This is a genomic window from Endozoicomonas sp. NE40, assembly GCF_040549045.1.
Classification (GTDB): domain Bacteria; phylum Pseudomonadota; class Gammaproteobacteria; order Pseudomonadales; family Endozoicomonadaceae; genus Endozoicomonas_A; species Endozoicomonas_A lisbonensis.
This window is the reverse complement of the sequence record NZ_JBEWTB010000002.1, coordinates 1899362-1912059: the sequence shown is the minus strand read 5'-3', so window position 1 is coordinate 1912059 and position 12698 is coordinate 1899362. Positions and strand designations below refer to the sequence as shown.

Annotated in this window: 11 protein-coding genes and 1 pseudogene; 8 read left to right on the top strand and 4 right to left on the bottom strand. The window is 47.1% G+C overall.

Going from position 1 to position 12698, the window contains the following annotated elements:
* The first annotated feature begins 154 nt into the window (after window positions 1-154).
* The 3 genes from V5J35_RS09580 (at window position 155) to V5J35_RS09570 (ending at window position 3076) form a co-directional block, all read left to right on the top strand.
* A complete protein-coding gene (locus tag V5J35_RS09580) occupies window positions 155-1060 on the top strand; it encodes a hypothetical protein (RefSeq protein ID WP_354011033.1) in 906 nt (301 codons plus the stop codon).
* A 304-nt stretch (window positions 1061-1364) separates the two neighbouring features.
* The gene (gene glnK, locus V5J35_RS09575) at window positions 1365-1703 is read left to right on the top strand and encodes a P-II family nitrogen regulator (protein ID WP_262565631.1); all 339 of its coding nucleotides are present in this window, start codon (window positions 1365-1367) and stop codon (window positions 1701-1703) included.
* Between the two features lie 122 nt (window positions 1704-1825).
* Window positions 1826-3076: an ammonium transporter gene (locus V5J35_RS09570; protein WP_354011032.1), complete on the top strand. Its 1251-nt coding sequence runs from the start codon at window positions 1826-1828 to the stop codon at window positions 3074-3076.
* A 64-nt stretch (window positions 3077-3140) separates the two neighbouring features.
* On the opposite strand, the gene V5J35_RS09565 is transcribed toward V5J35_RS09570, so the two are convergent.
* The 3 genes and pseudogenes from V5J35_RS09565 to V5J35_RS09555 form a co-directional block, all read right to left on the bottom strand.
* A complete protein-coding gene (locus V5J35_RS09565; protein ID WP_354011031.1) occupies window positions 3141-4004 on the bottom strand; it encodes a sulfite exporter TauE/SafE family protein in 864 nt (287 codons plus the stop codon).
* A gap of 280 nt (window positions 4005-4284) precedes the next feature.
* Window positions 4285-4503 (bottom strand): helix-turn-helix domain-containing protein, encoded by a 219-nt coding sequence (locus V5J35_RS09560; RefSeq protein ID WP_354011387.1) that lies wholly within the window; start codon window positions 4501-4503, stop codon window positions 4285-4287.
* Window positions 4504-4614: 111 nt separating this feature from the next.
* Window positions 4615-4800: pseudogene (locus V5J35_RS09555) on the bottom strand (cyclic nucleotide-binding domain-containing protein); the annotation flags it as partial.
* 531 nt (window positions 4801-5331) lie between these two features.
* On the opposite strand from V5J35_RS09555, the gene V5J35_RS09550 reads away from it, so the two are divergent.
* The 4 genes from V5J35_RS09550 to V5J35_RS09535 all read left to right on the top strand — a co-directional run bounded on the left by V5J35_RS09550 (window position 5332) and on the right by V5J35_RS09535 (window position 10308).
* Complete coding sequence (locus V5J35_RS09550) at window positions 5332-6558, top strand: L-lactate MFS transporter (protein ID WP_354011030.1); 1227 nt, start codon at window positions 5332-5334, stop codon at window positions 6556-6558.
* An 86-nt stretch (window positions 6559-6644) separates the two neighbouring features.
* Window positions 6645-7475 (top strand): helix-turn-helix transcriptional regulator, encoded by an 831-nt coding sequence (locus V5J35_RS09545; protein ID WP_354011029.1) that lies wholly within the window; start codon window positions 6645-6647, stop codon window positions 7473-7475.
* Between the two features lie 111 nt (window positions 7476-7586).
* Window positions 7587-8954 carry an MATE family efflux transporter gene (locus tag V5J35_RS09540; protein ID WP_354011028.1) on the top strand — a complete coding sequence of 456 codons (1368 nt, stop codon included), beginning with the start codon at window positions 7587-7589 and terminating at the stop codon, window positions 8952-8954.
* A gap of 175 nt (window positions 8955-9129) precedes the next feature.
* Entirely contained in the window at window positions 9130-10308 is a 1179-nt protein-coding gene (locus V5J35_RS09535) for a BamA/TamA family outer membrane protein (protein ID WP_354011027.1), read from the top strand.
* Here V5J35_RS09535 and V5J35_RS09530 read toward each other — a convergent pair.
* On the bottom strand, window positions 10305-10904 hold the full coding sequence (locus V5J35_RS09530; RefSeq protein ID WP_354011026.1) for a LysE family translocator: 600 nt from the start codon (window positions 10902-10904) through the stop codon (window positions 10305-10307). The genes V5J35_RS09535 and V5J35_RS09530 overlap by 4 nt on opposite strands.
* 795 nt (window positions 10905-11699) lie before the next feature.
* On the opposite strand from V5J35_RS09530, the gene V5J35_RS09525 reads away from it, so the two are divergent.
* A complete protein-coding gene (locus V5J35_RS09525; RefSeq protein ID WP_354011025.1) occupies window positions 11700-12677 on the top strand; it encodes a sulfurtransferase in 978 nt (325 codons plus the stop codon).
* Window positions 12678-12698: the final 21 nt, after the last annotated feature.

The window sequence follows — 12698 nt, the reverse complement described above, 5'->3', positions numbered from 1 at the left end:
AGAACTGGAAACAAATGAATCAGGTGAGCTGGAATTGCCGTATTTGGGTATGCATTGGTTGCCGTGTCTGTATCAGTATGCACTGGACCATCTGAAAGAACAGCAGTGTATGTCGGTGATGTTACACTCCGAACCTGACAACTCCGGAAAAAAAATGGCCTCTTTCTGGGTTCATCCATTTAAAATGATTAAGGGTATCAAATATTCTACATGGCTCTATTACAGGGCTTATGCCGTCCAGCTGGCTTTCACCTCAGATTTCCATTTTATTGTCGGCACCGACCCTGAAACTGAAAGTAAAGAATTATGCATAGGTCAATTCGAGCCACTGGGCATGATGTGTCGTGATAGCAACCAATCGCCCGTCCTGTTTGGTCCCATCCAGACAACCGAAGGAAAACATAATCACTTAAAGGAAACGTTTGGTGATCCTGACGCTTACCTTAAGCAGTTTACATTGACAAAGGAATGTCATTTTTCGAAAGAAAATAAACTGGAAGTGAGTGATGACGTACTCGAAATCAGTCACCTGGATGACCGTAGCAACATGGGTTTGTCACTAAATAGTTCTATCGTACTAACTGGGCTGCCCATGCATATCAAAGATGGTGCAGATATGCGGAAGAATAATGTGACTTTACAATGGATTGCTTTATATAAATACGGACTGGCACACCTGAAAGCCAGGCAGTGCATGTCAATCATGTATACGCTGGATGATTCACGTCGAACCGTTTATTTTCTACTTCATCCACTCTGGAAACCTGACAATAACTCAACTTATGTCAGTGTTAAATCGATTACCATGAAGCCACCATCAGGAGCCTTCTGCATGGGGGATTCTCCTGTTTGCCCGATAGGCCGGTTCTGCAAGAGTGGGGGTAACCGTGGTGATGAATCCCTTACGTTTGGTTGCCTTCAGGTGAACGGGTTAACTTTTTTTGAATTTGAACACTTTATTGGTGATCCTGCTTTATTGCATGAAAAATATAAAAACAGTGAGACAGAAAATACTTACTTGTATAGCGATGAAACTCAAGCGGAAGATATCAGGCATTAGAAATTCTGAAGGAAAACGAGAGGGGGTATTTGCACCTTATTGGTGCATTTTTATGAAACTTATAAAAAGACGATGCACGCAAAAAGTGCGATGACCGGGGATGCCCTGAAAATCGGCGGCTGACAGCCATGACTCTGACTGGGATAAGTTGGCACAACACCTGCATTAACAAGAATAAATTTATGAGGCAGGGCTTAACCGTCCATGGCGAAAGTCGTAGACTTAAGCTCCCTCCTCACTGTTTCAGCTAGTCAGGCTAGCTGCTTATTTTTACCCAAGAGCTAACTAGACCCGGGAGAGATGCATGAAGTTGGTATCAGCCATTATAAAGCCCTTCAAGCTGGATGATGTTCGTGAAGCATTATCAGAAATTGGCGTGCAGGGTATTACCGTGACGGAAGTAAAAGGCTTTGGTCGCCAGAAAGGTCATACCGAACTGTACCGTGGAGCCGAGTATGTTGTTGACTTTCTGCCCAAGGTGAAGATTGAAGTGGGTATTTCCGATGACCTGCTGGATCAGGTGATTGAAGCTATTTCCAAAGCCGCAAACACTGGCAAAATCGGTGACGGCAAAATCTTTGTAACGACGCTGGAGCAGGCGATTCGTATTCGAACCGGCGAAACCGGTGAAGACGCTATCTGACAGACGTCGTCAGGCTACTAATAAATAGCTTTTAATCAGCCTGTAACGGTCGTTGTTTTTCACCTGAAAAATACGTTCACAGCAAAAGAACAATATTGTGAATTCCTTCGAGGAGGGGACTCGTGGAAAATCTTGCTCAGGTGTCGTATGCACTCGATACATTCTATTTTCTGATGTCGGGCGCACTGGTCATGTGGATGGCGGCTGGCTTTGCCATGCTGGAAGCTGGCCTGGTGCGTTCGAAAAACACCGTAGAAATTCTTACCAAAAACATTGCCCTGTTTGCCATTGCCTGCACCATGTACCTGTTGTGTGGTTACGCCATTATGTATCCGGGTACCAATGAAGGTGGCATTCTGCCAGTACTCGGTACATTGATTGGCGGTGAAAATTCGGTTGAAGCCGTGACTGCCGGCGGCGACGATGCACCTTACTATTCATTGCGTTCAGATTTCTTCTTCCAGGTTGTCTTTGTCGCGACCGCTATGTCCATTGTCTCTGGTGCAGTGGCTGAACGAATGAAACTCTGGTCATTCCTGCTGTTTGCAGTGTTCATGACCGGCTTTATCTATCCCGTTCAGGGTTTCTGGAAGTGGGGTGGAGGTTTCCTTAATGAAGCCGGCTTCCAGGATTTCGCAGGTTCAGGTGTTGTTCATCTGGCGGGTGCTTCTGCTGCACTGGCAGGTGTTCTGCTGCTGGGTGCTCGTAAGGGCAAGTACAGCAAAGATGGTTCCATTAACCCAATGCCGGGTGCCAACTTGCCTCTGGCGACTCTGGGTACCTTTATTCTGTGGTTGGGCTGGTTTGGCTTTAACGGCGGTTCACAGCTGAAAATTTCTGATGTTGAAAACGCTAACGCTGTCGCCCAGATCTTTGTTAACACCAATGCCGGTGCGACAGGTGGTGTTATTGCTGCTCTGATTGTTGCACGACTGCTGTTTGGTAAAGCTGATTTGACCATGGCCCTGAATGGCGCTCTGGCTGGTCTGGTTGCGATTACCGCAGAACCTCTGACGCCAACAGCTCTGGCTGCTACGTTGATCGGTGCTGTCGGTGGCTCACTGGTTGTGTTTGCTATCGTTGCCCTCGACAAGTTGCGTCTGGACGACCCGGTCGGTGCCATTTCTGTACACGGTATTGTGGGTATCTGGGGACTGCTGGCAGTACCTCTGACCAATGGTGAGGCAACACTTGGTGCTCAGCTATTGGGTATCGCCTCAATCTTTGCCTGGGTCTTCGGTGCCTCACTGATAGTCTGGGGTGTGGTGAAGGCTATCATCGGCCTGCGCATTACTGAAGAAGAAGAGTATGAAGGCGCAGATATTACTGAATGCGGTATGGAAGCCTATCCGGAGTTTACCGGAAAGCAGTAATCTGAAGCATCCAGTCATCCCCGGTTTTGACGGGGATGACTGGGGACTTATGATTAATGGGATGTTAACCAAGAGCGCTGGACATCATCATTAAAGCACTCAGGGTGATCAGAATGAGAGTCAGTCTGTGCAGTGCTTTGCCAGATACTAATTTGACCATTTTGCCTGCCACAGGTACTCCTATCAGTGAGCCTTCTATCAGGATGGACGCTGTTACCATATCAGCCTGCCCCCCGCCGCTGTAGGTGAGGGCAGAGAGTGAAGACAATAGCAGGGCGATAACGATAGAAGAACCAACGGCCTGCTTGATATTAACCCGCAGTAACACCGTCAGGATAGGCAACAGCAGCACGCCACCACCAAAACCCGTAGCGCCAATAACAACTCCGGAGCCAGCACCTGCCAGAGCCGGTTGAATATAATCCATTATTCCTTTTTTAGTATGGATGTCTGATTGCTCTCGTTGTTCAGGCTGTTTTTTTGTACCTTTCATATCCTTGTAAACCATACTGGCCAGAGAGAAAACAATAACAGCAATGATCATGTAATTGATGGTGGAATCGATCAGACCTGTAGTGTCAGGGTTTTGGGTTAACTGAATAATAAACGACGTAGTAAGGTAGGTTGCAGGAATAGCGCCTGTTAACATCAGAAGGCTTTTCTGCCAGTGAACATTACCCATTTTAATATGCAAAGCTGCGGCATTAACTTTCATTAAAGAAGCACAGATACTGGTAGTACCCACTGCCAGCACAGGGTTCATCTGGAATGCACTTCTGAGTACAGGAATAATCAATACACCTCCCCCAACGCCTGTCATTCCCAACACCAGGCCAATTAAACAACCAATAATCAGTGTTATTCCCAATTCGGTTGGGCTGATAGTCAGAATCTCATTCAAAGGTAGCCAGGTCAGTAGTTGTTCCATCTTCAATTCCGATAAGAAAAGGCATTTTCATGCTTACAGGCATTTGGTTTTAAACAGGCACGACTACCCATGATGCACAACTTATGATGCGCATTGCTCACAACAGGTATGGCGGGTTTAATCAAGCCGAATGAGGTTAAGCAGGCTTTGGTGATTTGCTTACGGTAAGTATCATAGCAGTGCGTGGATGAAGTGATTTATGATAGTTGTCATAAACCACCTTGTTTATAAACAACTATCAGCGTGGCTATTCTCGTGATAAAGCTCGTGATAAAGATAGTCAGTGTTCATTTTGCATGGCGATCAATTTTTGTTCATTTACGATTTTCCAGTGACGACTTTCTTTTTGTAATACACCAGCATGTTTTAACTGGTTACAGATTCGGATAACGGTTTCTGTTTCACCACCACAATATTCTCCAATTTCCCGGTAAGTCCATGTGTAATCACCATGGTGTTTTTTGAGGTAAAGCAGTGTATTAATTACACGATGCTTCATTTTCATGGACGATGCTCGGGTTAAGCGCAATTCAGCCTCTTTCAGCTCCGAGGCAAGAAACACGGTAAAATACTGAAAAACTTCTGGCACCTCATTCTGTAGCTCAGAAATATCGTTGAAAGGGAAATAGAGTACCTGGCTGGGCTTTAACGCAATGGTGGATGCATAGTATTCATCCTGACCAAGTAGTGAGCGGTAACCAAAGAAACTGTTTTCAGAATAGATGCGTAGCAGGTTCTGTTTGCCGTTTTCCGATAATTTCCAGAGCCCCACCAACCCTGACTTTACATAAAAAAAACGTCTGGCTGGTCTCTTTCTTTATAGATAACATGCTTCTGGTTATATTTTTTCTCTTGTCCGTACTGAGATATAACCTGCAACAGTGCGGAGGCATTTTCATCTATATTCGCCAGGTACATAGTGTGGAATCAGCAATGCAATATCAGACCAAAATATTACTGAAGCAACTCCGCAATCTCAATGAGCGGCATCTGAATGGCACAGCCACGGTGGACTGTCTGCAGCCTGAGTGATGAGTAAACGTTCAAAACTATTGATTTTCCGGGAAACGTTCATGTGTCATTCACTTTTCAATGGTAATATGATCTATAGCAATGCTTTATTTGCAGAAGTGAGCAATAGTTCACACCATGTCAGATGGTTTCACATCTCTGGTGGTCTTCCATATTGATAAGCGTCGTCTATTCAGACACTACCTCAAGCGCACCCGTCACTTCTATGGTTTGATCCAGACATAACTCAACAATCTTCCTGATAAATTGTGTCGTTTTGTCATTCAGGCAAATACGCGACTAATTAGAGAATAAAATGAACCGAGCACTTAAGATCCTTATAGCGGCTGTCTTTATAAACCTGTGCGTGGGTGTTTTATACGCCTGGAGTGTTATCAGCAGAGCACTGGTAAACGAGCAGGGCTGGACCAACGCAGAAGCCGGACTGCCTTATACGATTGCCGTCGTTACATTTGCCTTTGGTGTACTGATAGCCGGTAACCTGCAAGACCGCATGGGGCCACGCAAACTGGTTATTGGCGGTGTCACCATGGTTGGCCTGGGCATGCTGGCCTCTTCTTTCGCCACAACGCCTCTGGCACTTCTGATTACCTTTGGGGTTCTGGTAGGTACAGGCATTGGCTTTGCCTACGCTTGTCTTAGCCCGACCGCCATGAAATGGTTCCATCCTTCCAAAAAAGGGTTGGTCAATGGTCTGATCGCTGGCGGTTTTGGTATGGCTCCACTGTATCTGGCGCCATTAAGCAGCGCCCTGATTGCCAGTATGGGCGTTAGTGCAACGTTTATGGCTTTAGGTGTGGTCGTACTGGTTGTCGGCGTGCCAATGGCCCTGACGATTGTTACTCCTCCAGCAGGCTACAAACCCGAAGTACCGGCAGGTCATAAAGCAGTCTCTGGAAAGGCCGCTTCCTATGACTTTACATGGCGTGAAATGGTGAGAACCCGCCAGTTCTATCTGATGTGGATTGCGTTTGCGTTTGCATCATCAGCAGGTCTGATGCTGATTGGCAACATTACCAGCATTGCCTCAATGCAGGGTAATCTGACAGATGCCGCTTATCTGGTGTCCCTGTTAGCCGTTGCCAACACTCTGGGCCGTATTATGATGGGGATGCTTTCCGATAAAATCGGTCGTACGTCTACCCTGTTACTGGCTGTTGCCATGCAAACCGGTAATATGCTGTTGTTCCCGTCTTTCAGTGGCGAAATGGGCTTTGTTTTTGGCGCCATCATTGCCGGTATCAGTTATGGTGCATTGCTGAGTGTATTCCCATCAATGACAGCAGACTATTTTGGTATCAAGAATTACGGCTCTAATTTTGGTGTGCTTTACCTTGCCTGGGGAGCCAGTGGTTTCATGGGACCCGTATTGGCAGGTATTGTTGTAGACTCCACAGGCAGCTATGGTCTGGCTTACACGATTTCTGCGATCATGCTGGTCATTGCCGGTGTTGCAGCGTTCTTTACCAAGCCTGTGAATATTGAAGAAATGCAACAGAAAGGCGTTCTGAATGCCGCTTAATCGAAGCCGCTTCAATCGCTAACATTAAATAACCCCGTTGCCATCGCTTCGGGGTTATTTTTCATTCAGCGGGGTAGAGGGGATCAGTGAGTAGTTCAATTGAACAGGTGACTATGCCGCGCGGACGTCCGCTGAACGTTCTGGAGTTTGATAACGATGACTCTTTCATCAGGCCGCATCGTCATGAGTACTTTGAAATCATCTGGAGCAGGAAGGACGGTGGCAGGCACAGCATTGATTTTATTGAATATCCTGTGAAGGCACTCCGGCTGTATACCATCTTTCCCGGGCAGGTTCATGAATCCAGCCAGCTCGGAGATCATGTCCGGCTGATAACCTTCAAACCGGGTTATCTTGACAGCAATGTCAGGCAGAACCGGATGATGGAAAAGGTGTTTTCCTTCCATCAGGCCAGGGTTCCTTATATCAATATTGATGAAATGGCAGAGCAGGAGCTGGGAAAACTGTTCTCCATTATGGTGCGTGAAAATAAGAAGGCAGAACCGGACTGGGATTTGCAGGAGTCATTGTTAAGCAGTTTTTTATACTATTTAGCGGGCTATACATCGGAGGGGGAAACCCACAGCGAGTTTAACGATGAACGTATAGGCCAGCTGCTGCAGTTAATTGATCAGCACTTTTGTCAGGAACGCAAAACCGGATTTTACGCAAACCGGCTGAACCTGACTGGAAAGCGCCTGAATGAGCTGACCCGGAAATACCTCGGCAAAACCGTCACCGGCCTTATACACGACCGTATTATTCTGGAAACACACCGGGAATTAGCTTTTACCACGAAAGCCGTTAAAACCATTGCGATTGAAATGGGTTATGACGACCCTTCTTACTTCTGTCGTTTTTTCCGAAGACTGACCGGCGAGTCGCCAGCCGCTTTTCGTAAGAGAGTGTTCAAATAACACCATAAAATGCGCGTTCTGTCCCTTTAAGTACTATCTCTCCCGCCTGAGAATACCATTCACTCTTTTTCTATCTGTCTTTTACTCCCGGTTCAGGGAGGAAGTGTGCGTATGTCTAAAAAAACGATAAATCTACATGAAGACCCGGTGCGTTCTTCATTTTACCGGTATTTATTGCCAGCCCTTTCCGGCATGTTAATTAAATCCCTGTTTATTATGGGGGATGCGTTGTTTATTGGTCGCGGTGTGGGCTCTGAAGGTCTGGGGGCTATCTCTCTGACTATACCGTTTTTCTCCTTCTTTACAGCGGTTGCGATGATGATTGGCATTGGTGGTGCAGCACTGATGTCTATTGAATTTGGTAAAAAGAACCTGCAGGGCGGACAATCCCTGTTTACCCAGGCAATGTTGTTTACTGCGATCGTGTCTGTTGTTCTGGTGGCTGCCGGCCTTTACTGGCTTGAGGATATGATGGCGCTGGTGGGCGCTAAAGGTTACATGGCATCCCTTGCGAATGAATACCTGGGGTTGATGCTCAAATTCTTCGTGATTTATGCACTGGCCTGGGTTTTGTCCTGTTTTGTCCGTAACGACACAAACCCCAGACTGGCGATGTATGCCATGTCAGGTGGTGCTGTTACCAACCTGGTGCTGGATTATCTGTTTGTCATCGAGTTCGGCTGGGGCATGACAGGGGCGGCACTGGCGACCGGTATTTCACAGATTCTGATTATCTGTATTCTGCTGACACATTTTATCAGTCAGCGTGGACACCTGCGTCTAAGTATTCAGGGGCTGGGCTTTGATAAGGTTCGGAGCATTCTGAAAATCGGAACACCCACCTTTTTTATCGAAGTGACTTCAGCCATGACCATCATGCTGTTCAATGTCGTATTGTTAAGTCAGTACGGTGAGGGGCATGTCGTCGCCTATGGCCTGACCGCTAACGTCGGTGTGTTTGCTCTGTTTACGATGGTGGGTATTGCCCAGGCGTGTCAGCCGATTATCAGCTTTAACCATGGTGCGAACAACAGTGAACGTGTTCGGGAAACTCTGTTTCTGGGGTTGCGCTCGGTACTGGTCAGCGGGGTGATCTATCTGGTTGTGGTCTGGCTGGCGGCAGAAGCCATTGCGCGCTTTTATATTGTTGGCAGGCCAGAGCTGATTGAACTGGCAACAACGGCTCTGCGATTCTATTTTCTGGCTCCGCCACTGATGGGTCTGAACATGATTATTGCCAACCTGTTTCAGGCAACGGCACAGCCTAATCAGGCGACACTGTTGTCCCTTGGTCGGGGTTTTGTGTTTGTGGTGCTGGGTATTGTTCTGCTGCCAGGGTTCTTTCCAGAGAAAGGTATCTGGTCCAGCATTCTGTTTGCGGAAACACTCACGGCATTTTTCAGTGTTGTACTGTTACTGCGATTCTTGAAGAATCACAAGCTATCCGGGCTGGCAGCGCATCAAACACAAACAACATAAACTGAACGACGTAAAACCTTTATCCGGTCTGTTATTCATCCATAACGAGCCGGGTAAGGGTTTTAGAATATCTGGAAAAGTTTAATCCTCGCTATTGATTAAAAGGAAACTTGAAGCCTGCTTTCCAGACACATAGTATTCCTTCCCTTCATTCACCAGATGTAGATAGTCAGGCATGCCCAATCGATCACCAGGCCAGTTGTTTGGAGGGGTTCTTTTACTACTGAGTTCTCTGTCCCTTTATGCAGAAGACAAGGCTGTACAACCAGAACAAAGCTGGTTTAGCAAAGTGTCAAACTGGGTAGAACATGAACTGGAAAGGCTGGGAGCTGACGGTGAGTTTAACCCGGATGATGGTATTGACTGGACAGCGGTACCGGGGCCTTTTGCTACACCTGACTCCGGTTTTGGACTGGGTGTTTCATCGGTTGGCCTGTTTGTGGTGGATAAAGAGGATACCGTTAGTCAGCCCTCGTCAATTACCCTGACAGTATTCGGGTCATCAAAAGGCAATGTTGGTCTGGATCTGGATACTCAGGTATTTCTAAAGGAAGATCGACGTCGTTTATATATCTGGGGTGTTGCCGAGAAAGTAAATGATGTTTTCTACGGCCCCGGCATCCGGGATGGGCAGAGGAATCGCAATAAGCACTCTTTCAGCCTGGATACGTTGCTTGTTAATTCAAAGTATATGTTCCGCATGGCGCCCGCTTTTTATATTGGGGCGGGTGCATCTCTGGGCCAGAACAATGTTAAAGGCTCTGTTGAATCACATCAGGCACAGCCTCCGACGTCTTCAGCTTTCCCTCAGGATGTACGCACCGCAGGTGCTACCTTTCACGCTATGTACGACAGCAGGGATTTTGGCCTGAATGCTAAGCGTGGTCGTTTATTGCAAGCCGACGGTGGCTTTTATACCAGTTCGGCAGATCGCAGGCATAATTTCAGGAAGCTGGCGCTGGAGTATCGTGAGTATCAGGCGATAGGGCCTGGTGTTCTGGCGTTTCAACTTGCTTCGGAATTCAAGTTTGGCGATGTGACCTGGGATAACATGACCAAACTGGGCGGTGAGGACCGTCTTCGTGGGTATACGACAGGACGGTATCGTGGACGGCAGATGTTGATGAGCCAGGTAGAGTATCGCCACGACCTGCCGGGCAGGCACGGTATGGTGTACTGGTTGGGAGCTGGCACTTTGGGACTCGATGTGTCTGACCTTGGCAGTGAGCCATGGATTCATACTGTGGGTCTGGGTTATCGCTATGAGCTGAAGCCGGGTGTTAATCTGCGGGCAGATTTTGCCTGGGGTAATGGTGACAGTGGCATTTATGTCGGTGTGAATGAAGCCTTTTAAGTCAGGCTTTTCAGCGCGATCCACAAACCCCAGAGTAACAGCAGAGTGCCTGAGGCAAAATCGAACCAGCGGGTAACCGCAGTGGTTAAACGCGATCTGGCTATCAAGGCGATATGAACCAGAAAAAGCCACCAGATGGTTGAACCGAGAAAAATACCAGAAACCAGCCAATAGGCTGAACCTGATTCAGAATGAACGACAGTGTTTAGTCCTGCAATCAGTCCGGCAAACATCAGAATGGTCATCGGATTGATGATGGTCAGAATAAATGTTGTAGAAAAAGCAGCCAGGATAGTTGTTTTGGCAGGTGATGCGGCTGCTTTTTCTGAATTTTTATTGTTTTTCAGAAAACTTCGCAAACCCTGCATCCCCAGAAAAGCGATTAACAAACCGCCAGCAATGCTCAATTGACCAGCATGACTGTCCAGCAGTCCTGAAGCAGTTAAGCCCGCAGCGACAATCATGCCATACAAACCATCTGCAGTGGCTGCTCCAAGCCCGGAAGCAAGTCCAGCCAGCCGACCGTCGTTCAGGGTTCGGCGCAGGCACAATAAACCAATGGGACCAACGGGCGCAGCAATGGCAATTCCAGCCATGATCCCCTGTTGAAAAATATCGAGCATCAACGACCTTGACTAATGAGTGTTGAAAACATTAACCGTTAAGTCAATTTATACACTGGCGAATGCCGTAAAACAAAAAACAGCAGAACCATTATGGAGCTGCTGTTTCTGGAGAGATAAGCGCTTGTTTGGACTATTGCATCGCCAGGTAAAAGGCATCGAAATTACGTAACGTTTTACCTGTGTTTTCAGCAATAGCAAAGTTAGTGATCAAAGGTATATAACAGCTGACGAAAAGTATTCAGGTGCATTGCCATCAATGCAGATAACGACAACAGGCTGTAATGGTTTTTTGTACAAACGACCGTTGATGATTTGCTCAGTTTTTTGCATTGTCTTCCCCGTTAATCACTTAAAAAACAAGGGTGATGGTCAGGTTGGTTGATAGTCAAAGATCATACTCAAAGGCTGGCAGTCTATCGTGATTTGGTGCTGTTGTGTCGTGACTGTGTGATAGCTGGTTACATGGTAGTTGTGTTCCATTTAATGAAATAAACGAATCATTTTTTCTATTCGTAATTGTGCTCCATTGTTGCTCTTGTTTTTATCCTGTTTCGGAAATGTGTAATCCGGGTGGTATTTTTGGAACTAAAATTGTTTCGATTTAGATGGCGATACTTAATGGTTTTGATCTGAAGCAATATAGAAAATTTTGTTCTATTTATAATCAGATTAAATTTTTTTCAGCACTCCTTCAGCATTTTGTCAGTAAATGGCAGTGTGCTGTGGCTGAAAGAAAAGTAAAAACTATATATTCTGAGGAACGACATGAAAAAGAAGACATTAGCTGCTGCAGTGCTGGCCGGTGCTGCAGTGGTAGCTATGCCTGTGTACCGTGCAATGTTTGGTGTGGAGGCTGTGAACGTGGATGCGACTGAACAGGCAATGAAAATCGCTGAGTATGCGAACACAGACGCTTTTATTACACCTGAAGCACTGCAGCAGCTGATGGAATCTGACGAGAACGTTGTCGTGATTGGTTCCCTGAATCCGGTACGTGGTAACCGCCCGATTCAGGGGTCTTTCACGGTATGGCGTTCTGATTACTCTGCCTCTGGTGACGCTTATCCATACGGAGGCATGCGTCCAGGGCAGGATGAGATGGAGCAACTGCTGGGTAGCTTTGGAGCTACGCCGGAAAGTACGATTGTCGTTTATGCGGCAGATGACCATCATGATGCTGCCCGCCTTTACTGGCAGGTTAAAATGCTGGGACACAACGATGTTCGCTATCTGGATGGTGGTTTGAATGCCTGGAGCGGTGCAGGTCTGCCAACCGGCAGTGCCAACCCGACGGTTGAAGCAACAGACTATACAGCACCTGACTACAGCGAAGCTGAACTGGCAACGTTTGAAATGGTGATGAATGCAACCAGCGATTCAGACTGGGTGATCATTGATACCCGCGGTCTGGGTGAACACGACGGTTCTCAGACACTGTCTGGCGCATTCGGTCCGGGCGCTATTCCTGCCAGTCAGTTCCTGGAGTGGACTGCCGCGCTGAATGAAGACACGACCCTGAAAAGTGCGGAAGAGCTGAAAGCAATTTATGGCGACCTGATTGAAGGCAAGAAAGTGATTTCCTACTGTCAGTCGGGGGTACGTTCTGCTCACACCACTATGGTTCTGAAAGAGGTTCTGGGTGCTGAGGAAGTCTTTAACTACGATGGTTCCTGGATTGAGTGGAGTCACGCTTACTACGAAGCTGAGAAAGAAGGCGCTGCGGTTATTAACGCAGGCAGCTGATTGATCGTCTGAACATCCACT